A 24,419-nucleotide genomic window follows, 5' to 3' on the forward strand; every position below is an offset into this window, starting at 1 on the left:
ATATGAGTGAGAAACATATTGGAAAGGTGGTTCAGGTAACCGGCCCCGTACTTGACATCCGTTATAACGAGGGTGAGCTGCCTGCGCTGCTGAACGCGATTGAGATTGATGTAAATGGCCGCAGGCTGGTGGCTGAAGTCGCCCAGCAGGTCGGGGACGACGTGGTCCGCTGCATCGCCATGAGCTCCACAGACGGCCTGGTGCGCGGCGCGGACGCGATCGATACGGGCAGCCCCATCACCGTTCCGGTCGGGGACGCATGCCTGGGCCGCGTATTTAACCTTCTGGGAGAGCCCGTGGACGAGATGCCCGCCCCTGAGGCAAAGGAGCGCTGGGCCATCCACCGTCCGGCTCCTTCCTATGAGGAGCAGACGCCCGCGACCGAGATTCTGGAAACCGGCATTAAAGTCGTAGACCTCATCTGCCCCTATGCAAAGGGCGGTAAGATCGGCCTGTTCGGCGGCGCCGGCGTGGGAAAAACCGTGCTGATCATGGAGCTGATCCACAATGTGGCGACCGCTCACGGCGGACTGTCCGTATTCACCGGCGTAGGCGAGCGCACCCGTGAGGGAAATGACCTCTACGGCGAGATGAAGGAGAGCGGCGTTATAGACAAGACAGCCCTGGTATACGGCCAGATGAATGAACCGCCGGGAGCGCGTATGCGTGTCGGCTTATCCGGCCTTACCATGGCGGAGTATTTCCGTGACGTGAAGAATCAGGACGTACTTTTGTTCATTGACAACATTTTCCGTTTCACACAGGCCGGATCCGAGGTGTCCGCGCTGCTTGGACGTATGCCGTCCGCCGTAGGCTACCAGCCCACGCTGGCCACGGAGATGGGCGCCCTGCAGGAGCGGATTACCTCCACCAAGAAGGGCTCTATCACCTCCGTACAGGCCGTTTACGTGCCTGCCGATGACTTAACAGACCCCGCGCCTGCCACCACCTTCACCCACTTAGACGCTACGACCGTGCTTTCCAGGGAGATCGCCAGCCAGGGTATCTACCCGGCCGTGGATCCCCTTGACTCCACCAGCCGTATCCTGTCCCCGGAGGTTGTGGGAAACGAGCACTATGAGATCGCCCGTTCCGTTCAGCGCGTGCTGCAGCGCTATAAGGAGCTGCAGGATATCATCGCCATCATGGGTATGGATGAGCTTTCCGAGGAAGATAAGCTGACCGTTTCCAGAGCGCGTAAGGTACAGCGTTTCCTGTCCCAGAGCTTCTCGGTTGCCGAGCAGTTTACCGGCATGCCGGGACAGTATGTGCCGTTAAAGGAGACGCTGCGCGGATTTAAACTGATTCTGGACGGCGAATGCGACGAGATTCCGGAGAGCTGCTTCTTACTTGCCGGAACGATTGACGATGTATTTGAAAAAGCAAAGAATCAGAAGCTGTAGAAGGGAGGGGAGCAAACGCTATGGCAACCTTCCATTTACAAATTGTATCCATGGACCGTCTCGTCTTTGACGGACAGGTGCAAAGCGTATCCTGCCGCACCATCCACGGCGATCTGGCGATTCTGGCCAGGCACTGCAATTACTGCACAGCCATCGGTATGGGAACCGCGCATATCGTGACAGAGGACGGCAGCAAGCGCAGCGCCGCCTGTATCGGAGGCATGCTCTCCGTCATGAACGGCGTGTGCAGGCTGATCCCCACCACCTGGGAGTGGAAAGAGGAGATCGACGTGGATCGCGCCCGGACGTCGAAGCAGAAGGCCGAAGGGATCATGAAGCAGACCGGGCTTTCGGAAAAGGATTTAAAGCTTGCGGAGGCCAGACTCCACCGGGCGCTTGTCCGGATCGGAACCGCCGGGGAGTAAGGCGGCAGGCAGACAGAATGCCTGGGCCTGAATTGATGCAGATATAAAGTTCAACACCCCCGTTGCAAGCAGCGAGGCATCAAACTTGCAGCGCTGCAGAGCAGCGGAGTATTTGACCCTCGCGGCAGTCGCCAAATGTGCATGCAAGCATGCCCACTTGGCTCGTTGCTCGCGGGAATAAAACCCGCCGGGCGGGAAGAGCGATTTGACGAATGCTCTTTCTGGCTGGCGGTTTTTTTCGTTATAAATTTAGAAACCTATCCAAAAATAATATAAAGAAAATATTGCAGTAATCACTAACTATTCTCATTTATCTTCCAATATCCTTTTCTTCTTCCACCAATCCTTTCGATAACGCCAATCTTTTTTAAGTCTTCCACTGCCTTTGCATGGTTTTATATGACACACCTAAACGGTCAGCTATTTCGGACAATGAAATGTCCGTTTAAACAGTTATAAGTCCTAAAACCATCGCATTCATAGTCTTTTCTTTTCGGACATCATTTGTCCTATTAGAAATTTTATTTGATATCGCAGTAAACTTAACTGTAATATCATCTCCAAGAATGTTATATCCAGGAATCTTAGCGCCAATCAAGTCACATTCTTCACAAATTTTTTGAATACCCCGCCCCATGATTCTATTTACCCCGCTCTGAAAAAGGTATTCGCCAAATCCGGATTATATGGTCTGGATTTTGGGTTTTCATAAGATTTTCCGTTGTCCAGTCACTTGGAAATACACAGGCGTTACTACTGATATGCATGACTTCATCTTCTATTCGGACTTGAATCGGAATACTATCCTTAGCACAGTAACGATAAGTACAACGCCTTTAAATAAACCCAATACTCGTAAACAGATACACCCACAAAAAAATCGTCACAACCGACGCGGCCGTGCTCAGCACCACAAACTGGCCCGCCAGCTCCCCGTCTCCGCCCATGTTCTGAGCCATAGAGTAGGAAGCAGTCGCCACCGGCGTGGCGTACATCTCAAAAATTACGAACCGTTCCACATTGCTGAATCCCAGAACCGTAGCAAGCGCCGTGATCAGAAGAGGCAGAAGCGCAAGCTTGAGCGTCATGGACGGAACGATATACTTCAGATTACCGCGGATCGCTGAAAAATGAAGCGTGCCGCCCAGCACAAACAGCGCCAGCGGCGTTGTCATCCCTGCAAACTGGGACACAGGCCCTTCCACTGAGGACGGCAGTTTGATTCTCAGTGCAAAAAAGACAAGTCCCACAGCCGCCCCCAGAATCAGCGGATTTGTACACACATTCCTGACCAGAACCAGAGGATTCGTCTTTCCTCCGTCGCCCCTGAACATCTCCAGAATGATAACCGCCGTCACATTATACACCGGAATCACGATAGCGACCATCATCGAAGCCAGGGCCGAACCATCATCGCCGAACAAATTCGCCGCCAGCGGAATCCCAAACAATACAAAATTGCTCCTGTATATGGCCTGGATAATAACGCCCCGGCGCGGGTTCTCCTTCACCAGCCTGGGCACAACCAGCAGCAAAAGCGCCTGCAGAAACAGGACGCTTAAAACTGCCGTCGCCACCAGCGTCAGATTCAGGCTGAAATCCCGCTTGAGCTGATACATATTGTTAAACATAAGCAGCGGAAAAAACGCCCTGAAAACCACCTTATTCAGTTTATTCATAAACGCCTCGTCCGCCAGGCCGCTCTTCACTACCCCGTACCCGAACGAGATGTAGATTAAAAACGGCATTACCGCATTTACCGCAATCAGAAAGCTTTCCATTTGTCTACCTGCCATTTCTCTGATCCCTGTTTAAAACGGAATATATAGATCCATTTTGGGGATTTCTTATTATAATTCTAGCATATATGGGGGCTGGCTTCAACTGATTCTGTGTGAGGCCGAGGGCGGGATTTTTGAAGGCTGCTGTTCATACTTAAATGTTATGATGTCGGGGTCAAAAGGTCTTTTGACCCCTTTGATGCCGGATTGCTCTGTACTTTGTGCTCCCGCAATCCTCAAAAACATTCAAAATCCGCCCTGATCGGGCTCCTTTTTCATGTTTTTGGCAGGTCCCAGGTTCAAAAATCCTCATCCAAGCGAGCCTGCATCGAATTTTAGACCTTTAGACCCTGGTATCATGTTATGAACTAAAGAGATGTCGTGAGCGGGCCGCCAGGGGCAGCCCTTCTGCATAAAAATCGCCGGAAACCCCTAGAGCAGGATTTCCGGCATATAACGCCTAACAGCGTCTCCTACAAATCAAACCCAAAATACGCAGCCGCGTTATTATAACAAATCCCCTTAATCATCCTCTCCAGAACCGCCTCATCATCCGGATACTCTCCATTCTCTACCCAGCCCCCGATCAATTCGCACAGAATTCTCCGGAAATACTCATGCCTGGTATAAGAAAGGAAGCTCCTGGAATCTGTCAGCATTCCTACAAAGTTGCTCAGCATGCCAAGGTTTGCGAGGGACGTCATCTGCTCCGTCATCCCTGTCTTGTGATCATTGAACCACCAGGCCGAGCCCTGCTGGATCTTGCCTGCGGCGCTGGAATCCTGGAAGCAGCCCAGAATTGTTCCAATCACAGCATTATCATTCGGGTTCAGCGAATAGAGGATCGTCTTCGGAAGCTGATCCGTGCTGACAAGGTGGTTCAGGAAATCCGCAAGCTGGCTGGCGGGGGCATAATTATTGACACAGTCATATCCCGTATCCGGCCCAAGCCTGTCAAACATCAGGCCGTTATTGTTGCGCTTGCAGCCGTAGTGAAGCTGCATCACCCAGCCAAGGCGGTGGTATTCCTTTCCGAGGAACAGCATAAACGCAGTCTTATACTTCGCAATCTCCGCCGGCGTCAGGGCCTCCTTTGCCAGCCCTTTCCGGAAAATAGCTTCAATCTCATTGTCTGCAGCCGGCTCATACATCACATAGTCCAGGCCATGGTCTGACACACAGCAGCCTCTCTCATCAAAATACGCCATACGGTTTACAATTGCCTTTTTCAGATCCGCGAAGCTTTTTATCTCCACGCCGCTGACTCCTGCAAGCTTCTCAATGTACTCCGTGAATATGGCTGCGTCGATATTGGTCGCTTTATCCGGACGCCAGGCCGGGAGCACCTGCACGTCAAAGCTTCTATCCTCTTTGATCTTCTGGTGCCATTCCAACGAATCGACCGGATCGTCGGTGGTGCATAAAAGTGTCACGCCGGACTGCTTAATGATGTTTCTGACGCTCATCTGGGGCGTCCGTAGCTTTTCATTGCACAGGTTCCAGACCTCCTCGGCCGTTTCCCCGCTCAGATGGCCCTTGTATCCGAAATATCTCTGAAGCTCTAAGTGCGACCAGTGATAAAGCGGGTTTCCGATCAGCGTCTCCAGCGTCTCCGCCCATTTCTGGAACTTTTCGCGATCCGGCGCGTCCCCGGTGATATAATACTCGTCTACGCCGTTTGAACGCATCTGGCGCCATTTGTAGTGATCCCCGCCGAGCCATACCTCCGTGATATTGGAAAACTGCCTGTCCTCGGCAATCTCCTGCGGATTGATATGGCAGTGGTAATCCAGGATCGGCATATGTTCTGCATAATTGTGAAACAGCTTCTGAGCCGTCTGTGTGCTTAAAAGAAATTGTTCGTCCATAAATGCTTTCATATCAGAATTCCTCCTAAAATATATGTTTTATTCCCGCGGACAGCGGTCCGGACAGGCTGGCGGGAGCCCCTTGCGCCTTTCCGGACGGCTGGCAACAAAACGGTTGCGGCCCTGTCTCTTTATACATATCCCATCAGTCCCGGCAGCCACAGGGACAACTGGGGGATATAGGTTACCATCATAAGCACGGCAAAGATAGCGGCAAAATAAATCAAAAGCTGCCTGAACACGGTTTCTATCTTGACGCCCCCGACCTTCACGCCGACAAAGAGCGTGGTGCCTACAGGAGGCGTGATGGTTCCGATACAGAGGTTAAAAATCATCATGATGCCAAAATGTACGGTATTCATCCCCAGCGCCTGGCATACGGGCAGGAAGATGGGTGTGAATATCAGGCAGGCAGGCGTCATATCCATGAAGGTTCCGACTACCAGGAGCAGCACATTGATCATCAGGAAAATAACGATCTTATTGCTGCTTATGGAGAGCAGGCCCGACGATACAGCCGCCGGGATATTGGTAAATGCCATGACCCAGGACATGATGCTCGACACGCCGATCAGGAAGATGATGATACCCGTCATCTCCGCGCTGTCCTTTAAAATCTGCGGAATGTCCTTCACCTTAATGGACTTATATCCGAACAGAGACAGAAGCAGGCTGTACACAACCGCTACCACGGATCCTTCGGTGGCTGTAAAGATACCGCCGATGATGCCGCCGATTACGATGATAATCAACATCAGGCACGGAAGCGCCTGCAGGAAAATATTCCACTTTTCCTTTGCCGTAAAACGGGTTTTGCTGCGGTAACCGCGCTTTCTGGCAATGATGTAAATAACCAGCATACATGCCAGCCCCCATAGGATTCCCGGGATATAGCCCGCCATGAAAAGCGCCGCTACTGATGTTCCGCCGGATACCAGCGAAAAGGTGATCATAACATTACTCGGGGGAATCAACAGGCCCGTCGGCGCGGTCGCAATGTTCGCCGCCGCGGAAAAGTTCGGATCATAGCCCTCTTCCTTTTCAATCGGCCCGATAATCGAGCCCATCGCAGAAGCCGCCGCTGTTCCGGAACCGGAGATCGCGCCGAACAGCATGTTGGCCAGCACATTTGTCTCTGCCAGGGCCCCCGGCATCTGGCCTGTCACTACCTTTGCAAGGTTAATCAGGCGGACAGCGATGCCGCCTTTATTCATAATATTGCCTGCCAGGATAAAAAACGGAATAGCAAGCAGGCTGAATACGGAAATACCGGAAAAAATACGCTGCGCGCCTGTAACTACAGCGATGCTGGTATCCATGATCGGAAGGATTGCACAGATGGAGGAGATCCCCAGCGCAACCGCAATCGGCACTCCTGCCAAAAGCAGGACGACAAGTACAGCTAAAATAATCAGGCCGCATATAATCGCAGTATTCATAAACCTTTCACTCCCTTCTACGCCTCAGTCTCCCCGCCCGGGGCCTTTGCATAGCCCGTGGCCAGGTCAATGATGTTCAGTACCGAATAAATGACAATCAGGATACCGGAAATGGGGATGATGGTGTAAACCACACCCATCGGGATACCCAGGGACGCTGTGGACTGCGTCATGGTCAGCTTCATGATAGAAAAACCGCCGTATATCATTACACTGCCCGCCAGAAGCATAATCAGTATCTCTGCGATAATGCTTAATATCTTCCGCCCTGCCTCGCTGAATTTATCCGCCATAAAGCCCATGCGCATGTGATCCATTTTCCCAAATACATATGCGGTTGCTAAAAGCGCCATCCAGGTAAAGCTGTAGGTCAGAAGCTCCTCGGAAACCGTGCTGGGGCTCCGGAATATAAAACGCGTCACGATCTGGTAGGTCCCGATGGCCACCATCGCCGCAAAAATCAGGGCGCACGCGGAATTTAAGACGGTGTTAAGCCCTTTTCTGAAGGCATGTAAAGCTTCCATATCTTATTCCCCCTTCTGTGTATTGTCTGCCGCATCACCCGCCGCCGCGGATCCTCCGGCGGCCGCGCCGGCATATTTCTCATTTACACTCTGGATATAGGCATAGAGAGCGCGAATATTTTCATTTTCATCCAGCATCTCCTGCTGCACGTCGGAAACCTTATCCTTGAAGATCTCGACATCCACATCAATAAATTCCACGCCCATCTCCTCGCCGGCGATCCGTTTTGCCTCTTCTACCTGCTCATCCCAGTACTGCATCTCCTCTTTGGTGGATAAAAGGGCCGCCTCGCGGAAGATTGCGTACTCCTCGTCGCTTAATCCCTGCAGGAATCTGAGATTTCCGATCAGCATATCCGGAACCATCTGGTGCTTATTATAGGAGTAATACTTGGCCACCTCGCCGTGTTTGTTATTTGTCAGGGCAAGTTCGTTATTCTCCGCGCCGTCAATGACGCCCTGCTGGATCGCGGTGTATACTTCGCCGAAGCTCATCGGAGAGGCCGCGGCCCCGAACGCGTTGCACATATTTACGCTGGCCGGGCTTTGCTGCACGCGCATCTTAAGACCTCTCAGGTCGTCCGGCGTATTAATTGGCTTCTTGGCATAAAAGCTTCTCGTCCCGGCATTGTACCAGGTCAGCACACGGAAGCCAGCCTCATCCGTGGACTCATAGACTTGTTCCATATACTCTGTATCGTTCATCACCTCATGATAGGCATCCTCGGATGTAAACAGATACGGCATGCTGAATACCTCATACACGTCCGCGAAATTTTCCAGATTTGCCGTGCCCGCCACCACGAAGTCAATCGCGCCTGTCTGTGTCAGCTCGATCGCCTTCTGCGCGCCTCCGAGAAGCTCGTTGGGATAAATCTGAACCTCATATTTATCGCCGAGCTTTTCCTCAATATACGCTTTAAATTTAAGGAGTCCCAGGTGCTCAGGGTGTGTTTCGGACTGCGCATGTGAAATCCGCACAATACGCTTCTCACCCTTTATGCCGCAGCCGCCAAGGAGCGCCATGCACCCGAGCGCCGTTCCTGCGGCGAGCGCCGTGAAACCGGTTCTTTTCCATGATTTCATTTTTACGTTTCCTTTCTTTCAAATTTGCAGCCGATCAGACGGCCTGAACAGTTCCCCTGTCCGCCGGCGCCGCGTGTCTGTAACGGCGCCGCGAACCTGTAAAAGCATGCCTGAACGGATACGCTTATTCGCCTCCGGAATCAGAAATCGGTTGTATTCCGCTTGATCAGATGGCATTTCACCATCTGCCTGTGCCTGACGTCTGACCCGGCCCCGCTTAGCACAGTCATCAGCGAATCAATCGCCGTTTTGCACAGAACCTCCACCCGGTTGTCAACCGAGGTCAGCTCAGGCTCGCAGCTTATCGAGAGCTCGGAATTATTATATCCTACGACATTAATTTCTCCCGGCACCTTTAATCCCCTTATACTGGCATATTTGAGCGCCCCGATGGCAAGGCCGTCCTCTGTGGCAATCACGCAGTCAATATCCAGGTTCCTCTGGCGCAGGAGGAGATCCCTTGTGGCATGGATCGAATTCTCAGAGTAGAGAAACAGCCTTGGATCCGGCTCAAGGCCGCGATCCCGCATAGCTGCCTCAAAGCCGCTGCGCTTGCGTCTCGCGCTGTAGGAGACGGAATTCTCAAGGAACAGGATTCTTCTCTTTCCATTAAAGAGCATTTCCTCTGTCACATCATAGACAGCCTGATAATCATCCGCCAGCACGCAATAGATATTCTCCCCTTCCATAAAACCGTTAATAAGGAACACCGGGATCTGCTCCGCCGCCTTTGCAATATAATCCGTATTGCCCGGTCCCGAATAATCGGATCCGACCAGCAAAAGCGCGTCGATCCGCTTCTTAAAAATCAGCTCAACCGCCTGCTGCTTATCCTCTTCCTCATAGCTGCTGCAGTACAGCACGCAGTCATAGCCGTAGCCGCGCAGATTCTTTTCCAGATAAGAGACTGCTTTTGCCATATAAGTATCTGCAACATCCGGACATACGATACCTACGGTTTTTATTGAATTCAGGCCCAGCCCTCTCGCAAACACATTGGGCGTGTAATTATTTTCTTCCATAATCCTGCGCACCTTTTCGCCTGTCTTTGCGCTGACCTTGGGACTGTCGTTTACCACTCTTGATACAGTGGCAATCGAAACGCCCGCCAGTTTTGCAATGTCGTATATATTCATCATCCCACTTCCTCTCATTTCTTTTCCGAAGTGTAAGCCCTTACACTGATTATATTATATCAACAAAAATCGTAAAATCAAGTCTCTTAAAATCGAAATATTGCACAATTTTCAGATTGAATTATTAGTGAAAATGACGATTTTGTATTGTTATGTGAAAATATCATTGACGTTTTTTATATCACAGTATATTTTAATTGTAAGCCCTTACATTTGCAGACAGGCTGCTTTCAACCAGCCTGCGGCCCGGAAAAATTTCCATTTTGGCATATTCGCTCCCGGCCAAATAACCGACTTGTATAATTTACGCGAATTAAAGCAAAATGAAACTATGAAAAATTGGTGATTGGTATTATAATAAAAGGAGGTTACTGCGCTGTGCAGACATTTTTAAGAATCCATCCTGACGATAACGCGGCGGTCGCGTTAAAGCCCCTGCGGGCAGGGGATGTTCTTACCGCCGACGGAACCAAAACCACGCTTATCGAGGATATCCCTCAGGGACATAAATTCTCACTGTGCGATATCCCGGCCGGCGGGGCTGTTATAAAGTACGGGGCGCCCATCGGAGCCGCAAAGGAGGACATCCGCAAGGGCTCCTGGATCCACACGCACAATATGAAAACGGGCCTTGGCGATGTGCTTACCTATACGTACCAGCCCCGGCCCGCAGCCAAGCTCACGTCAGATAAGACCCATGTATTCCAGGGCTTTAAGCGGCCGGACGGCAGAGCGGGCGTGCGCAATGAGATCTGGATCATCCCCACTGTGGGATGTGTAAACAACGTCGCCTCCGCTATCGAAAAACGCGCCCAGGCGTACCTGGCCGGAAGCGTTGATTCCATTCTGGCTTTTTCACACCCCTACGGCTGCTCTCAGATGGGGGAGGATCAGGAGAATACCCGCCGCATCCTCGCAGACTTAATCAACCACCCCAACGCAGGCGGCGTGCTGGTGCTTGGCCTGGGATGCGAAAACAGCAATATTGATATTTTGAAAGAATACATCGGCGAATATGACGAAAACCGCGTGAAATTCCTCGTCTGTCAGGAATCGGAGGATGAGATACAGGACGGCTTAGAGCTTGTGAAAGAGCTTACAAAGTATGCGGGCGCATTTACACGCGAGCCGATCCCATGCAGCGAGCTGATCATCGGCATGAAGTGCGGCGGCTCAGACGGGCTTTCCGGCATCACGGCCAATCCGGCCGTGGGCGCATTTTCCGACCTGCTCATCGCCAACGGCGGAACCACCATCCTGACCGAGGTGCCGGAGATGTTCGGGGCCGAGACGCTGCTTATGAACCGCTGTGAGAATGAAGAGCTGTTTGAACAGACCGTAAAGCTCATTAATGATTTCAAAAACTATTTTACCAGCCATAACCAGACCATCTACGAGAACCCTTCCCCGGGAAACAAGAAGGGCGGGATCTCCTCGCTGGAGGACAAGTCCCTTGGCTGCACCCAGAAGTCCGGCTCTGCTCCCGTTAGAGGCGTATTGTCCTACGGAGAACCGGTAGCCGTGCATGGACTGAACCTTTTAAGCGCCCCCGGAAATGATCTCGTAGCCTCCACTGCGCTCGCCGCCTCCGGCGCTCACATCGTACTGTTTACCACCGGGCGCGGAACCCCGTTTGCATCGCCTGTGCCCACGGTCAAGATCTCCAGCAACTCTGCTCTTTACGAGCACAAAAAGGGCTGGATTGATTTTAACTGCGGAACGCTTGTGGACGGAAAGCCTTTAAAGGAACTCGGGGAAGAGCTGTTCCAATATGTGCTTGATGTCGCGTCCGGAAAAAAGGTCAAAGCCGAGGAAGCGGGCTTCCATGACATGGCGATTTTCAAACAGGGGGTTACGCTCTGATGCGCGCGCTTCTCCCCGTTTCACGGGATTATAACGGTTTTTAAGGAGGAATAAAGAAACCATGAAAACATTATCATACGATGTCCTGAAGGAATTAAACTACGGCGGTTATCTGCTTGAGCATGCGCCGGAGCGCGTGCTGCAGTTCGGGGAAGGAAACTTCCTGCGCGCTTTTGTCGATTATTTTATTGATGTTATGAATGAAAAGGCCGGCTTTAATTCCAAGGTCGTCCTCGTGCAGCCGATCGAGGGCGGGGAAGCGGTCAAAAACTTTATCAATGAGCAGGAGGGCCTCTACACCCTGTTCCTGCGCGGCAATGAAAACGGGCAAAAGGTCAACGCCAAACGCGTGATCTCCAGCGTCAGCCGCTGCTTAAACCCGTACAGCGACTACGAGGCTTACATGGAGTGCGCCAAAAATCCGGATCTGCGTTTCATTGCCTGCAACACCACAGAGGCCGGCATCCGCTATGACGCGTCCTGCGGCCCCAAGGACAGGCCCGCGGCCAGCTACCCTGCAAAGCTTACGCAGTTTATGTATGCCAGATATCAGGCATTTGGCGGTGAGAAGGGAAAAGGCTTTGTGATCCTCTCCTGCGAGCTGATCGATAACAACGGCAAAGAGCTTGAAAAATGTGTCCTTAAACACGCCGAACAGTGGGGCCTTGGCGCAGACTTTATCAATTGGGTAAAGGATGAGAATATCTTCTGTTCCACCCTGGTTGACCGCATCGTAACCGGTTATCCGAGAAACGAGGCCGCCGCCATCTGTGAGGAGCTCGGCTATGTGGACAATATCATCGACACCGGAGAGATCTTCGGGTTCTGGGTCATCGAGGGCCCGGAAAGCCTCAAAAAAGAGCTTCCGTTTGACAAGGCCGGGCTTCCGGTGCTGATCACGGACAACCACAAGCCCTATAAGCAGCGCAAAGTGCGCATTTTAAACGGCGCGCACACCTCCATGGTCCTTGGCGCTTACCTCGCCGGCCAGGATATCGTGCGCGACTGCATGAAGGACGACGTGATCCGCGGCTTCATGAACAAAACGATTTATGAGGAGATTATCCCGACCCTCACGCTCCCGGAAAACGAGCTTCTGGACTTTGCCAAAGCCGTGACGGATCGCTTCAACAATCCGTTCATTGATCACGCGCTGTTAGCGATCTCCTTAAATTCCACCTCCAAGTGGAAGGCGAGAGTCCTGCCGTCCTTTAAAGGCTATGTGGAGAAATACGAACAACTGCCGAAATGCATCACCGCATCCCTTGCCTTTTACATCGCATTTTACAGGGGCATACGCCTCGAAGACAGCGGCCTCATCGGCGTGCGCGGCGGCAGCGAGTACCTGATTAACGACGACCGCCCGATACTTGAATTCTATCACCGGCATAAGGACGACGACGCAGCGACCCTCGCGGCCGCGGTTCTTGCAAATACCGATTTCTGGGGCGAGGATCTGACCAAAGTCCCGGGCCTTCTGGACGAAGTGACAGCGGATCTTCAGGTGATTGAAGAAAAGGGCGCTTACGAGCTGATGAAACAGTGCCTGGAGCGTATTTGAAAATTCATTTCCGGCGTCTGCGAAAAACTGCCCGGATTTACCACATTGATACAAAAGCCTGCCAAACCAAGCTGAAACGGCAGCCGCAGGTTTTTAAATAAATTACTGCCCTGCAAACGGCAGAGAATGGAGAGTCATATGAATTTAAATGTAAGGCCCAAAGAAGAATGTAAGTTTGACGCAGTGTCCCTGGGAGAGGTTATGCTTCGCCTGGATCCCGGCGAGGGACGCATCCGCACCGCGCGCTCCTTCCGCGCCTGGGAAGGCGGCGGGGAGTACAATGTGGTAAGAGGGCTCCGCAGATGCTTTGGCATGAATACCGCCGTTATCACTGCCTTTGCAGATAACGAAGTGGGTATGCTGATGGAGGATTTCATCCTGCAGGGCGGCGTGGATACCTCTCTGATCAAATGGATGAAGACCGACGGAATCGGACGCGTGTGCAGAAACGGCATCAACTTCACTGAGCGGGGCTTTGGAATCCGCGGCGCGGTTGGCTGCTCTGACCGCGCGAACACCGCCATCTCCAAGGCCACGCCCGAGGATTTTGACTTTGACTATATTTTCGGGACGCTCGGCGTGCGCTGGCTGCACACCGGCGGCATCTACGCGGCTCTCTCCGAGCAGTCCTGCGAGACTGTGCTGGCCGCTATCAAGACCGCAAAGAAATACGGAACCATCGTTTCCTATGACTTAAACTACCGCCCGTCCATGTGGAGCGCCATCGGCGGACAGGCAAAGGCCCAGGAGGTCAACAAAGAGGCGGCCAAATACGTGGATGTCATGATTGGCAACGAGGAGGACTTCACCGCCTGCCTTGGCTTTGAGATCGAGGGCAACGACGCGAATTTAAAGGAGCTGAACTTAGACGGCTATAAGAAAATGATCAACGAGGCGGCGCACGCTTACCCGAACTTCAAGGCTGTGGCGACAACGCTGCGCGAGGTAAAGACCGCCACGGTCAATGACTGGAGCGCGATCTGCTGGGCGGACGGCGAGGTCTACAAGGCAAAGGATTACAAGGGCCTTGAGATCATGGATCGCGTCGGCGGCGGAGACTCCTTTGCCAGCGGCTTAATCTACGGCCTTATGACGACCGGCGACGCGGAACTGGCCGTAAACTACGGAGCCGCGCACGGAGCGCTGGCTATGACCACGCCCGGAGACACCACCATGGCCAGCAAAAAGGAAGTAGAGGCCATCATGGGCGGCGCCGGCGCCCGCGTGCAGAGATAGGCAGAGGGCTTTGCTATGGAACATATGAATCCACTGTTAAAAGACAATAACAGCGAACACCGTTTTATCACTATCGGCGAGATCATGCTGCGGCTGACGCCGCCGAACTATGAAAAAATCAGGATGACCTCAACCTTTGAGGCCAGCTACGGCGGCAGCGAGGCGAACATCGCGCTCGCGCTCGCCAACCTGGGCGTTGACAGCACCTTTTTTACAGTCGTGCCGAACAACAGCCTTGGAAAGAGCGCGGTGCGTATGCTCAGAAGCAATGACGTGCACTGCACGCCCGTTATCTTAAGCACGCCGGAGCAGACTCCCACGCACCGCCTGGGAAGCTATTACCTTGAAACCGGCTACGGCATCCGCCCCAGCAAGGTCATCTATGACAGGAAGCACAGCGCCTTTACAGAGTTCGATTATTCGGCGCTTGACTTGAGGGAGCTTCTCGGGGGCTTTACCTGGCTGCACTTAAGCGGCATCACGCCGGCTCTCTCAGAGGGCCTGCGAAAGCTGATTCTGGACAGCATGGCCATCGCCAGGGAAATGGGAATGACCATCAGCTTTGACGGAAACTTCCGCAGCACCCTGTGGTCCTGGGAGGAAGCCAGAGATTTCTGTACGCAGTGCCTGCCCTACATAGATGTGCTGATGGGGATCGAGCCCTACCATCTGTGGAAGGACGAGGAAAACCACAGTAAAGGCGATGTAAAGGACGGAGTTCCCCTCCAGCCCGGCTATGAACAGCAGGACGCGGTCTTCCAGGCATTTATTGAGCGCTATCCGAACTTAAAATGCATCGGCCGCCATGTGCGCTATGCGCACAGCGGCAGCGAGAACAGCTTAAAGGCTTATATGTGGTATGAAGGGCATACCTTTGAGAGCAAGCTGTTTACCTTTAATATCCTCGACCGCGTCGGGGGCGGGGACGCTTTCGCCAGCGGGCTCATCTATGCTATGATGCATGGGTATAAGCCCATGGATATTGTGAATTTTGCCGTGGCCAGCAGCGTGATTAAGCATACGATACGTGGGGATGCGAATATTACGGATGATGTGTCGGCGATTCAGAATCTGATGAATATGAATTATGATATCAAGAGGTAGATGTAGCAGGTAAGTATTGGAAAGATTGCCAGAGCGTGTTTGAAAATTGCTTTCTGGTAGCTGTGCGTGCCACTTTGTGGGAGATTTTGGCCAAATGAACGCGGCGCAGCGGGCTGCGTTAAGTGAATTTGGCACAAATATACCGCGAAGTGGGGCGTGCAGATGCCAGGAATGAATTTTCAAACACGCTCTAGCTGCGTTGTGAACGGGCCAGGGAACAGATACCCTTAAATATTCTTATATTATTCGTTTATTCTTCCTGATTTTAGTAGTAGTACCCTGCCAAATCCTCGTATCCGTCTGTAGAAGGAAGGGATACGTTGACCGGCTGGCCGGGATTATTTATGTCAGATTCGATTAGCAATATGATTGTCATCTTCTGATCCATTACGCTCATATCCATGACCATATAGATATCCATGGATGTGCAGTAATCTTCCTGATTGATCACGTATTCGCCTTTTACCTGACGGATATTCATGTTCATTATATAGTCGGCGTCTCCCAGCATGTCTCTCATGACTTCTTTCACATAGCCGTCTACTGCGGATGCGTCTGCTTCGTAGCTGAGGATCTTCATGCCGTTTTCTTCGCGGACGGATAAATTTCTCATCAGGGATGCTTCCAGTTCAGGGGCGATGGATGCCGTGCTTTTTGCCCTTTCGATTATTGAGTTCAGATCCATGGGGTATTTAAACTTTGACCCGTCCATGTCCATGTAATAGTAACCGTCTTTGTAGAAAACTACGGCATACTCCTCCATTCCCATAAGATTCATAGCCATCTCTGCTTTATAGCGCAGGTTTCCGGAATTGATCTCAGCCATCTGCATGTTCATCGCCATATCCATGTTCGCACTCAGCGGTTCATCATATTCCGGGTACTCAAGCTGTATTACCGCATGAACGCCCGCTTTGCAGTCCATCGAATCAAGAGTGCTGTTTTTGGCGTTCACTCTCTCCAGAAGCGCGGCCGGATCTTCTGCGGCGAGGGCTGATATGGACATCGATACCATCAGCAGCAGAGTAAGAATGATTGACATAATCTTTTTCATTTTGCATTTCCTCCTGTTTTTTCTTACAAATTATTGATATTTAAAGTATATTCTATTTTATAAGGTTTTTCAAGCATTTATTGTATGTCTTTTTAGGAATGCTATCGTTCTGGCCCAGCCATTCAGACAGCCTCCGAACGGTAACGTTCTGGTTACTGGGCACAGCCCGGCAGGGGGGTAAACAGCAGCGCCAAATATATTTATTTTAAACATTGCACAAAAAAGATTGACTAAAACGGATTTATAGTGTACATTATATACAGATGTCAGAGAAAAAGAGCACATACATCCACTAAGAGGGGATGTATGCTCTTTTTTTCTATGAAAGGGGGAACTACCAGATGGTAAAAAACTTTGCTCACAGGGGGTTCAGCGGTAATTATCCTGAGAATACGATGCTGGCCTTCCGCATGGCCTGTGAGACGCCGGGCTGCGATGGAATTGAGAACGACGTACACCTGACAAAAGACGGAGAGGTGGTGATCATCCATGATGAGACGCTTGACCGCACCTCTACCAACGGAAAAGGCTTTGTTCGGGATTATACATACGAAGAGCTGAAAAAGTTCGATGTATCGTTCCGCTTTGCCGGCCAGTGCGAGCCGCAGCACATTCCCACGCTCCGCGAATACTTTGAGCTGGTGAAACAGTATGACATCATCACCAATATCGAGCTCAAGACAGGCATTTTTGAATATCCGGGGATTGAGAAGAAGGTGTGGGATCTGATTCAGGAGTTTGGATTAAAGGATAAGATCATCATTTCTTCCTTTAATCATTTCAGCATCCGCCGGATGAAGGAACTCTGTCCGGATCTGAAATGCGGGCTTCTGACAGAAACCTGGCTTCTGGACGCCGGACGTTATACGAAGAACTGCGGCGCTGAATGCCTGCACCCCATCTTTTGCAACATGACGGAAGAGGTGGTGGCTGAGGTCAAGAGCCATGGTATTGAGATTAATACCTGGACCGTGAATGAGGAGGAGGACATCCGTACTATGATCCGCCGCGGAGTGGACTCCATCATCGGCAATTTCCCGGACCGCGTGACCAGGATCCGTCAGGAGATGCTGGGATAACGGCAATGAACCGGGAATAAAAATCATGGAATGTGATAATGCTTTTATCAAAATGATTTTACATGTATTTTACAATTCCATGATAACTGATTTGATACAATATCAGTATCATAAAAAGGGTCTGGTGTTTCCAGAAGCCTGTTTAGTATTGAAGGAGGAACGAAATGAAAAAATTTAAAAAAGTGTTAAGTCTTGTGACAGCGGCTGCGCTCTGTTTTTCTTTGACAGCTTGCGGCGGTAAAAAGGAAGCTCCGGCTGAGGGCGGGGATGCGAAGGCGGAAAATGCAGCGGAAGGCGGCGGACAGGCATCTGCGGATGATTTTCATCTGGTGCTCAGGCTCAGCCATGTATTCGCGCCGGGCGAGCAGCTCACAAAGACCATGGATTCCATTGCAGCTGCCATTCTTGAGAGGACAAACGGCGCGATTGAGATTCAGACCTTCCCGCAGAGCCAGTTGGCCGTTTACAAAGACGGCGTGGAGCAGGTAGTACGTGGTGCTGACTTCATTTCCGTAGAGGATCCGTCCTATCTGGGCGACTATGTGCCGGATTTCAATATCCTGGCAGGCCCGATGCTCGTCAGCTCCTATGAAGAATATGAGTACCTCCTTCAGACTGACGCGGTGAAAGAGATGTTCGCGGCGGCTGAGGAAAAGGGCATTAAGATTTTAAATCTCGACTATATCTTCGGCTTCAGGAGCATGATGACCAACAAGGACATCACAACGCCGGATGATTTAAAGGGCTTAAAGATCCGCACGCCTGGCAGCCAGCTCTATGTAGATACCTTAAATCACATGGGCGCGACAGCGACTCCGATGGGCTTTTCTGAGACTATCTCTGCTGTACAGCAGGGCGTTGTAGACGGCTTGGAGGGAACCATTGATGCTTATGCCACCAACGGAAGCGCTGAGGTTGCCAAGAAAATGGCTCTGACCAAGCACCTCCTCGGCGTATGCGGCGCTTACATCAGCGTTGATGTATGGAACAAGATTCCGGCAGAGTATCAGACTATTATTCAGGAAGAGTTCGACAAGGGCGCGCAGGAGATGGTAAAATTTATCTCTGAGAGCGAAGCGACCACCAGAGAAAAGCTTGAAAAGGAGATGGGCATTACCTTTAACGAGGTTGATACAGAGGCATTCCAGAAAGCAGTCGCTCCGATCTATGAGAACATGCAGGGCGTTACCCCGGGACGTTATGAGGAATTTAAAGAGTCGATTGCAAACATGCCGAAATAAGTTTTAACAGGGAGGAGGCATTCTCCTCCCTTCTTCGTAGAGAGGAAGCAGATATGAATAAAACCACAAAATTTTTGCTGAATCATTTCGAGGAGATACTGGCCAGTATTTTTATTGTGATCACAACGATGCTCGTCCTTGTAAATGTATTTCTTCGCTATTTTATGAAAACCGGCCTTTTCTGGACAGAAGAGGTGACGACAAGCTGCTTTGTGTGGAGTGTGTTCCTCGGATCCGCCGCGGCCTACCGCAGGGGACAGCATATCGGGGTGGACATCCTCGTCAACAAGTTCCCAAAGCCTATACGGAACTTAATTAAACTCATTGTCAATGCTATCCTTGTCTTTACAAACGGATATCTCCTGTATCTGAGCGCGGTGTTTGTAAGTATGTCCTACGTTAAACCGACCGCTGTGCTGGGCGTATCCTCTGCATGGGTCAGCGGTGCTCTGATCGTGGGCTTTGGCCTTACGACGTTTTACTCCATCGGGTACTTATTAAAATGCATCAGAGACATTGCAGCAGGAAAGGAGGTCTGAGCAAATGGCATTTATCCCGGTTATTATCGTATTTCTATTATATTTTTCAGGGATCCCGATCGCATATGCCCTCTTTGCGTCCTCCCTGTTCTACTTTGGCGTGATGAATACCGGCTCGCCGACGGATCTGATTTTACAGAAATTCATTACCAGCACCCAGTCCTTCCCGCTCCTGGCCATTCCCTTTTTCGTAATGGCAGGTTCTATCATGAACTATGCGGGAATCAGCACAAAGCTGATGAGCTTTGCCGATGTGCTGACCGGACATCTCCCCGGCGGCCTTGCCCAGGTAAACGTTCTGTTAAGTATGCTGATGGGCGGCGTATCCGGTTCTGCAAACGCGGATGCGGCCATGCAGTGTAAAATGCTGGTTCCGGAAATGGAAAAGCGCGGCTACAGCAAGGGCTTTTCCGCGGCTATCACAGCCGCCTCCTCAGCCGTTACGCCCGTTATTCCGCCCGGGATCAACCTGATCGTATACGCGCTGATTGCCGGCGTCTCGGTGGGCAAGGTCTTCATGGCCGGTTATGTCCCCGGATTTTTCATGGCGATATGCCTCATGATCACCGTGCATGTGATTTCCCGCAAGCGCGGTTATGCGCCCAGCCGTGAGAGGCGCGCATCGGGAAGGGAGATTCTCCATCAGGCCATTGATTCCATTTGGGCGCTTCTGTTCCCGTTCGGAATCATTCTGGGACTGAGAATCGGCCTGTTCACGCCTTCGGAGGCCGGCGCTGTGGCTGTGCTTTACTGCATTGTTGTCGGAACCGTCTGCTACCACAATTTAAAGCTTGAGCATATTCCGATTATCCTGCGCGAAACGATAGAGGGAACCTCAAGCGTTGTCCTCATCATCGTGGCAGCCAATGTATTCGGCTATTACATGAGCTGGGAGCGCATTCCCCAGATGCTTACAGGCGTTCTTCTCGGCATCACGCAGAACAAATATGTCATGCTGATGATTATCAACGTGCTCCTGCTGGTTCTGGGTATGTTCCTGGAAGGCGGCGCGGCATTGATCATTCTGGCCCCGCTGCTCTGCCCTGTGGTGAGCGGCCTTGGCGTGGATCTCGTTCACTTTGGCCTCGTGTGCATCGTTAATATCATGATCGGCGGCCTCACGCCTCCGTTTGGCTCCATGATGTTTACGTGCTGCTCGATTACCAACTGTGAGCTGACCACTTTTGTAAAGGAATGTATTCCGTTCATCATAGCGCTGTTGATTGCGCTGATTATTGTCACCTATATTCCGGGACTGACCATGTTCATCCCTGATCTGCTTTACGGTTAAGCAGAATTTCTAAAATGATTGCATAAATACGGCTGTGTACACAAAAGAGAGAGCGAAGGAAACACGGCGGCTGCCTGGTTCCTGCCGCTCTTTCCTTTTACACGAATCAGAATGAATGCGTAACGTCAGAGGATGACCTGTTACGGGAAAGCAGAGGAACAGGGAAATGGACAGAGAACGGCTGCTCTGTGAAACAGAGCTTTTTGTACTTGATATGGACGGAACCTTTTACCTTGACGATCAGATTTTAGATGGATCTCTCGATTTTCTCCGGGAGGTGGAGCGGTTGGGAAAGCGCTTTGTATTTTTTACCAACAACTCATCGAAATCGCCCGGAACCTACATCAAACGGCTGGCCGGAATGGACTGCCATATAAACCGTCAACAGATCATCACCTCCGGCGACGTGATGATTCAGTATTTAAAACAATTTTATCCGGATAAACAGATTTATCTTGTCGGAACCCCTGACCTGGAGGAAAATTTCCTGGAAAATGGGATCCGCCTGACAAAGGACATGCCGGATGCGGTCGTAATCGGCTTTGACATGACCCTGACATATGAAAAGCTTGAGCGGGCGTGTACTTATATCCGAAATGGCGCGCATTTCCTTGCCACCCACCTGGACATCAACTGCCCCACAAAGGACGGCTTTATACCCGACTGCGGCGCGCTGTGCGCGGCTGTCAGCCTTTCCACAGGGCAGAAGCCGAAATATGTGGGAAAGCCCTTCCGGGAAACGGTTGATATGGTTCTCACACTTACAAAAGCCAGGCGCGAGGCTGTATCCTTTGTCGGGGACCGCCTGTATACGGATGTAAAAACAGGGGTGGAAAACGGAGCTCACGGTATCCTAGTATTGAGCGGGGAAACGAAACCCCAGGATCTTCCCGTCTCTGACGTCGCGCCGGATGCAGTCTTTGAGAGTTTAAAGGAAATGGGTGAATTCATGAAGCGGTTCTGACGCTGTGGTTCAGACTTCGGCTTTTTAAACCAGATATCGGAATTCAGATTTCAATTTTGATTCCGTATAACCGGCGGCAAACCATCAGAGGGCCAGACCACAGTCTGAACTGGGACATTTGAACTGCTTCACATGTACTCTCGGAATCTCGCTGTTCCTGATTTTGTGAGATGATTTTAGATGCGCACAAATTTATGAGGCGTACGTGGAGCGTACGTTGATTAAATTTGGGTGCATCTGGCGGAAAATCAGCCGCAAAGGCAGGCGCAGAGAGATTCCGAGAGTACATTCACATGAAAGGGAGGCAATAGAGGTATGAATATGATGGAGTTGCTGGAAACATCGCCTGTGATTGCTGCAGTAAAAAGCGAGGACGGCTTAAAAGCGGCCCTGGAATCAGACTGCCAGGTGATTTTCCTGCTGTTTGGAAGCATCTGTGACGTGGATCAGCTCGTGGATCGGATCAAGAAAAAAGACAAGACGGCTGTCGTCCACGTTGATTTTATCGCCGGACTGAATACAAAAGAGGTAGCTGTGGAATTCATCAGAAAAAACACGCATGCGGACGGAATCATCAGCACCAAAGCGCCGCTGGTAAAGCATGCCAGGGAGCTGGGGCTTCTCAGTATACAGAGAACCTTTGTGGTAGACTCGATCGCCCTGTCCATGCTCAAAAAACAGATCGACGCCTTTCACCCGGACGCAGTCGAAATCATGCCCGGGGTGATGCCTAAGATCTTAAAGGTGATCCGGGAATACACCAATATGCCGCTAATCGCAGGCGGGCTGCTGTCTGATAAAAAGGATGTGATGGCGGCGTTCGCGGCAGGAGCGGATGCGGTATCTACCACAAGGCAGGAATTGTGGTATGTGTGATGTATGACGTATGATGGCGATGTGGCGGGATGGCTGGCAGGCGTATAAGGTATCCGCAGCCGGGTTCTGAATCAACAGAACCCGGCTGTGGCTGCATTACCGGCAGGCTGTTTTACCGGACTGCAATCATAGCCGTCAGGATATGGACAGTAAGCCATGTCAGAAAATGGGATGGTAATAATTTAGACAGCGCTTACCTGCAGCGCTGACATTACGATTACGCGGTGACAGCGGGGCATCTGCCTATCGTGAAAGCGAAGGTGTTTTTTGTGATTGCAGCGCAGCGAAAGTCACAGACAGCGGGCCCTCTTGGGTCAAACCCGGGAGCAACAGCGCCAAACCGCATTTTTTGCGGTTTGTGCGCATCGCGAAGCGTGTTACTGAACACAGCCCGGCAGGGGTGTGTTCAGTAACAAATGGCAAAATTTATGGCAGAAATTTATGATAAGTTTTAGAATGAAATTCGACAAGAGGTTTTAAACCTCTGCCGAATTTCTTTTTTTATTGAAATTGCAGAGAAAAAAGGAGAGCGTGCAGAGTGTAGAAACTCTGACACGCTTATTTTTTTACAACGAAAGAGAGGTAAACAGTATGAAGTTGAACAAAGAGAGATTTTTAAGGACAGAGTTAGGCGGCAGCTTAAAGGATTGTATAACAAGCTGGGATATAGCATTAGGCGCTTGCAGGAAACACGCATACTATACGGACGAATATAAAAAGGAGAGAAAAGTTGCGGATTGGTGTCAAGCACAGTGGGAAGTTTACAAAATGGTAATAAAGCAGTTTTACGGCGTAGAGTATTGCTTTACCAGAACTGATAAATATTATGGGCTGGTTACGGAAAATGAAACAGACTGGCTTTTTAAAGTTGAAAGAAAGGAGAGTAAGGACAGTGGCAAGGAAGTATAAAAGATTACGCTATGAGGACAGACGGACAATAGAAAAGATGCTTAAGGCTGGCGACAGCGTAGTAATGATTGCAGGAGCGCTGGGAGTGCATAGAGATACGATTTACAAGGAACTTAACCGCAGCGGCACAGACCAGCACACATATACAGCCGACGTAGCGCAGGCGACACTTTAAGCCCAGAGAGGCAACGAAAGAGAGGTAAACACAATGGCACGCACAAAGGTAGTACCGACAGAGGGATTATTAAGCGATTTGGAGTATACCAGCGTAATAGTAAGCTACTCAAACGGGATAGACAGCACGGGGGCGCTGTACTGGGCGGTTAAGAACTTCCCTAAAGAAAAGATATATCTGCTTTATTGTGATACTGGCTGCGAGTACCAAGAAAACGTAGCGCTGTTTTACAAGGTGGCGGCGTTCATGGGAGTTAAGCCCGTTCTGTTATCGGATACCAGAGGCTTTTTAGGGCTGCTGCTGAATGAGCGGCTTAAGTTTCCAGATATGAAAAACAGATGGTGTACGGCTTATCTGAAAACGGCGGTAACTGATAAATGGATACGGCAGCATAGGCAGCAGTTAGGCGCAAAGTGCTTATTTGTATCTGGGGAGCGCAGGGACGAAAGCACGGGGCGGGCAAAGCTGCCAGAACTGGAATATCACAGCACGACGCTTAAGACAAAGCGGGTAGCAGATTTTACGTGCCATTGGTATAGACCTTGCCTAGATTATGAAAAGGGCAAAATGTTTGAGCAGGGCAGGGAGCTTAAGCTAGAGCCGCACCCGTGCTATGAATACGTCGGTAGGTGTAGCTGTATGTTTTGTATGTTTATGCCAGAGCGCCACGCCGCAGAGAATATGAAGAGATACCCAGAAATGGCGGCAGAGTATGTACGGGCAGAAATGAAGATACAGCACACATGGAAAAAGGCAAAGAGCCTGCAAAGCGTTTTCAATGAATGTATGGATATAGACGACATAGACGAGGACATAAGGCAGGAAAATAGGAAGTTAAGCATATTTGACGAGTAGGCGGCAGCTG

General features: G+C 50.9%; 23 protein-coding genes and 1 pseudogene. 16 read left to right on the forward strand and 8 right to left on the reverse strand.

The annotated features are described in order from the left end of the window. Positions 1-2: 2 nt before the first annotated feature. Positions 3-1,403, forward strand: coding sequence for a F0F1 ATP synthase subunit beta (gene atpD / locus NFS31_RS12530; protein ID WP_251495543.1), 1,401 nt, complete (start codon positions 3-5; stop codon positions 1,401-1,403). Between the two features lie 20 nt (positions 1,404-1,423). Further along, positions 1,424-1,828, forward strand: a complete 405-nt coding sequence (atpC, locus tag NFS31_RS12535) for an ATP synthase F1 subunit epsilon (protein WP_160305474.1) — start codon at positions 1,424-1,426, stop codon at positions 1,826-1,828. A gap of 836 nt (positions 1,829-2,664) precedes the next feature. Here atpC and NFS31_RS12540 read toward each other — a convergent pair. The 6 genes from NFS31_RS12540 to NFS31_RS12565 all read right to left on the reverse strand — a co-directional run bounded on the left by NFS31_RS12540 (position 2,665) and on the right by NFS31_RS12565 (position 9,665). Further along, positions 2,665-3,624 (reverse strand): AEC family transporter, encoded by a 960-nt coding sequence (locus tag NFS31_RS12540; RefSeq protein ID WP_251495546.1) that lies wholly within the window; start codon positions 3,622-3,624, stop codon positions 2,665-2,667. A 458-nt stretch (positions 3,625-4,082) separates the two neighbouring features. Beyond that, on the reverse strand, positions 4,083-5,489 hold the full coding sequence (uxaC, locus tag NFS31_RS12545) for a glucuronate isomerase (RefSeq protein ID WP_251495549.1): 1,407 nt from the start codon (positions 5,487-5,489) through the stop codon (positions 4,083-4,085). Between the two features lie 119 nt (positions 5,490-5,608). Continuing rightward, positions 5,609-6,916 (reverse strand): TRAP transporter large permease, encoded by a 1,308-nt coding sequence (locus NFS31_RS12550; protein ID WP_251495552.1) that lies wholly within the window; start codon positions 6,914-6,916, stop codon positions 5,609-5,611. 17 nt (positions 6,917-6,933) lie between these two features. Then, positions 6,934-7,440 carry a TRAP transporter small permease gene (locus NFS31_RS12555; RefSeq protein WP_251495555.1) on the reverse strand — a complete coding sequence of 169 codons (507 nt, stop codon included), beginning with the start codon at positions 7,438-7,440 and terminating at the stop codon, positions 6,934-6,936. Between the two features lie 3 nt (positions 7,441-7,443). Continuing rightward, the gene (locus tag NFS31_RS12560; protein WP_251495613.1) at positions 7,444-8,466 is read right to left on the reverse strand and encodes a TRAP transporter substrate-binding protein; all 1,023 of its coding nucleotides are present in this window, start codon (positions 8,464-8,466) and stop codon (positions 7,444-7,446) included. Positions 8,467-8,666: 200 nt separating this feature from the next. Beyond that, complete coding sequence (locus NFS31_RS12565; protein WP_331482616.1) at positions 8,667-9,665, reverse strand: LacI family DNA-binding transcriptional regulator; 999 nt, start codon at positions 9,663-9,665, stop codon at positions 8,667-8,669. A gap of 375 nt (positions 9,666-10,040) precedes the next feature. On the opposite strand from NFS31_RS12565, the gene NFS31_RS12570 reads away from it, so the two are divergent. The 4 genes from NFS31_RS12570 to NFS31_RS12585 all read left to right on the forward strand — a co-directional run bounded on the left by NFS31_RS12570 (position 10,041) and on the right by NFS31_RS12585 (position 15,426). Then, positions 10,041-11,525: a UxaA family hydrolase gene (locus NFS31_RS12570; RefSeq protein ID WP_251495558.1), complete on the forward strand. Its 1,485-nt coding sequence runs from the start codon at positions 10,041-10,043 to the stop codon at positions 11,523-11,525. A 61-nt stretch (positions 11,526-11,586) separates the two neighbouring features. After that, the gene (locus tag NFS31_RS12575) at positions 11,587-13,086 is read left to right on the forward strand and encodes a tagaturonate reductase (protein WP_251495561.1); all 1,500 of its coding nucleotides are present in this window, start codon (positions 11,587-11,589) and stop codon (positions 13,084-13,086) included. Positions 13,087-13,224: 138 nt separating this feature from the next. Continuing rightward, positions 13,225-14,322 (forward strand): sugar kinase, encoded by a 1,098-nt coding sequence (locus NFS31_RS12580; protein WP_251495564.1) that lies wholly within the window; start codon positions 13,225-13,227, stop codon positions 14,320-14,322. A 15-nt stretch (positions 14,323-14,337) separates the two neighbouring features. After that, positions 14,338-15,426 (forward strand): sugar kinase, encoded by a 1,089-nt coding sequence (locus NFS31_RS12585; RefSeq protein ID WP_251495568.1) that lies wholly within the window; start codon positions 14,338-14,340, stop codon positions 15,424-15,426. A 21-nt stretch (positions 15,427-15,447) separates the two neighbouring features. On the opposite strand, the pseudogene NFS31_RS28330 reads toward NFS31_RS12585, so the two are convergent. After that, a pseudogene (locus NFS31_RS28330) lies at positions 15,448-15,597 on the reverse strand (DUF6783 domain-containing protein); the annotation flags it as partial. Between NFS31_RS28330 and NFS31_RS27705 the strand changes: the two are divergent. Further along, positions 15,553-15,657, forward strand: a complete 105-nt coding sequence (locus tag NFS31_RS27705; RefSeq protein WP_465223436.1) for a DUF6783 domain-containing protein — start codon at positions 15,553-15,555, stop codon at positions 15,655-15,657. The pseudogene NFS31_RS28330 and the gene NFS31_RS27705 overlap by 45 nt on opposite strands. A gap of 34 nt (positions 15,658-15,691) precedes the next feature. Here the strand turns inward: NFS31_RS27705 and NFS31_RS12590 are convergent, their stop codons facing one another. After that, a complete protein-coding gene (locus tag NFS31_RS12590) occupies positions 15,692-16,480 on the reverse strand; it encodes a DUF6612 family protein (protein WP_251495570.1) in 789 nt (262 codons plus the stop codon). Between the two features lie 341 nt (positions 16,481-16,821). Here NFS31_RS12590 and NFS31_RS12595 point away from each other — a divergent pair, with 341 nt between their 5' ends. The 9 genes from NFS31_RS12595 (at position 16,822) to NFS31_RS12635 (ending at position 24,409) form a co-directional block, all read left to right on the forward strand. After that, a complete protein-coding gene (locus NFS31_RS12595; RefSeq protein ID WP_251495572.1) occupies positions 16,822-17,559 on the forward strand; it encodes a glycerophosphodiester phosphodiesterase in 738 nt (245 codons plus the stop codon). Between the two features lie 164 nt (positions 17,560-17,723). Beyond that, entirely contained in the window at positions 17,724-18,800 is a 1,077-nt protein-coding gene (locus NFS31_RS12600; protein WP_251495574.1) for a C4-dicarboxylate TRAP transporter substrate-binding protein, read from the forward strand. Between the two features lie 53 nt (positions 18,801-18,853). Continuing rightward, positions 18,854-19,339, forward strand: a complete 486-nt coding sequence (locus NFS31_RS12605; protein WP_251495576.1) for a TRAP transporter small permease — start codon at positions 18,854-18,856, stop codon at positions 19,337-19,339. Positions 19,340-19,343: 4 nt separating this feature from the next. Next, positions 19,344-20,630 carry a TRAP transporter large permease gene (locus NFS31_RS12610; protein WP_251495578.1) on the forward strand — a complete coding sequence of 429 codons (1,287 nt, stop codon included), beginning with the start codon at positions 19,344-19,346 and terminating at the stop codon, positions 20,628-20,630. Positions 20,631-20,796: 166 nt separating this feature from the next. Beyond that, entirely contained in the window at positions 20,797-21,594 is a 798-nt protein-coding gene (locus NFS31_RS12615) for an HAD-IIA family hydrolase (RefSeq protein WP_251495580.1), read from the forward strand. Between the two features lie 315 nt (positions 21,595-21,909). Continuing rightward, positions 21,910-22,470: a glycerol-3-phosphate responsive antiterminator gene (locus NFS31_RS12620; protein WP_251495582.1), complete on the forward strand. Its 561-nt coding sequence runs from the start codon at positions 21,910-21,912 to the stop codon at positions 22,468-22,470. A gap of 591 nt (positions 22,471-23,061) precedes the next feature. Beyond that, positions 23,062-23,379, forward strand: a complete 318-nt coding sequence (locus NFS31_RS12625; protein ID WP_251495584.1) for a hypothetical protein — start codon at positions 23,062-23,064, stop codon at positions 23,377-23,379. Next, positions 23,363-23,554 (forward strand): helix-turn-helix domain-containing protein, encoded by a 192-nt coding sequence (locus NFS31_RS12630; protein ID WP_120436414.1) that lies wholly within the window; start codon positions 23,363-23,365, stop codon positions 23,552-23,554. The genes NFS31_RS12625 and NFS31_RS12630 overlap by 17 nt, the downstream gene beginning before the upstream one ends. Before the next feature lie 33 nt (positions 23,555-23,587). Next, positions 23,588-24,409, forward strand: a complete 822-nt coding sequence (locus tag NFS31_RS12635) for a phosphoadenosine phosphosulfate reductase domain-containing protein (RefSeq protein ID WP_251495586.1) — start codon at positions 23,588-23,590, stop codon at positions 24,407-24,409. Positions 24,410-24,419 lie beyond the last annotated feature (10 nt).

The organism is Otoolea muris (genome assembly GCF_943193115.1).
Classification (GTDB): domain Bacteria; phylum Bacillota; class Clostridia; order Lachnospirales; family Lachnospiraceae; genus Otoolea; species Otoolea muris.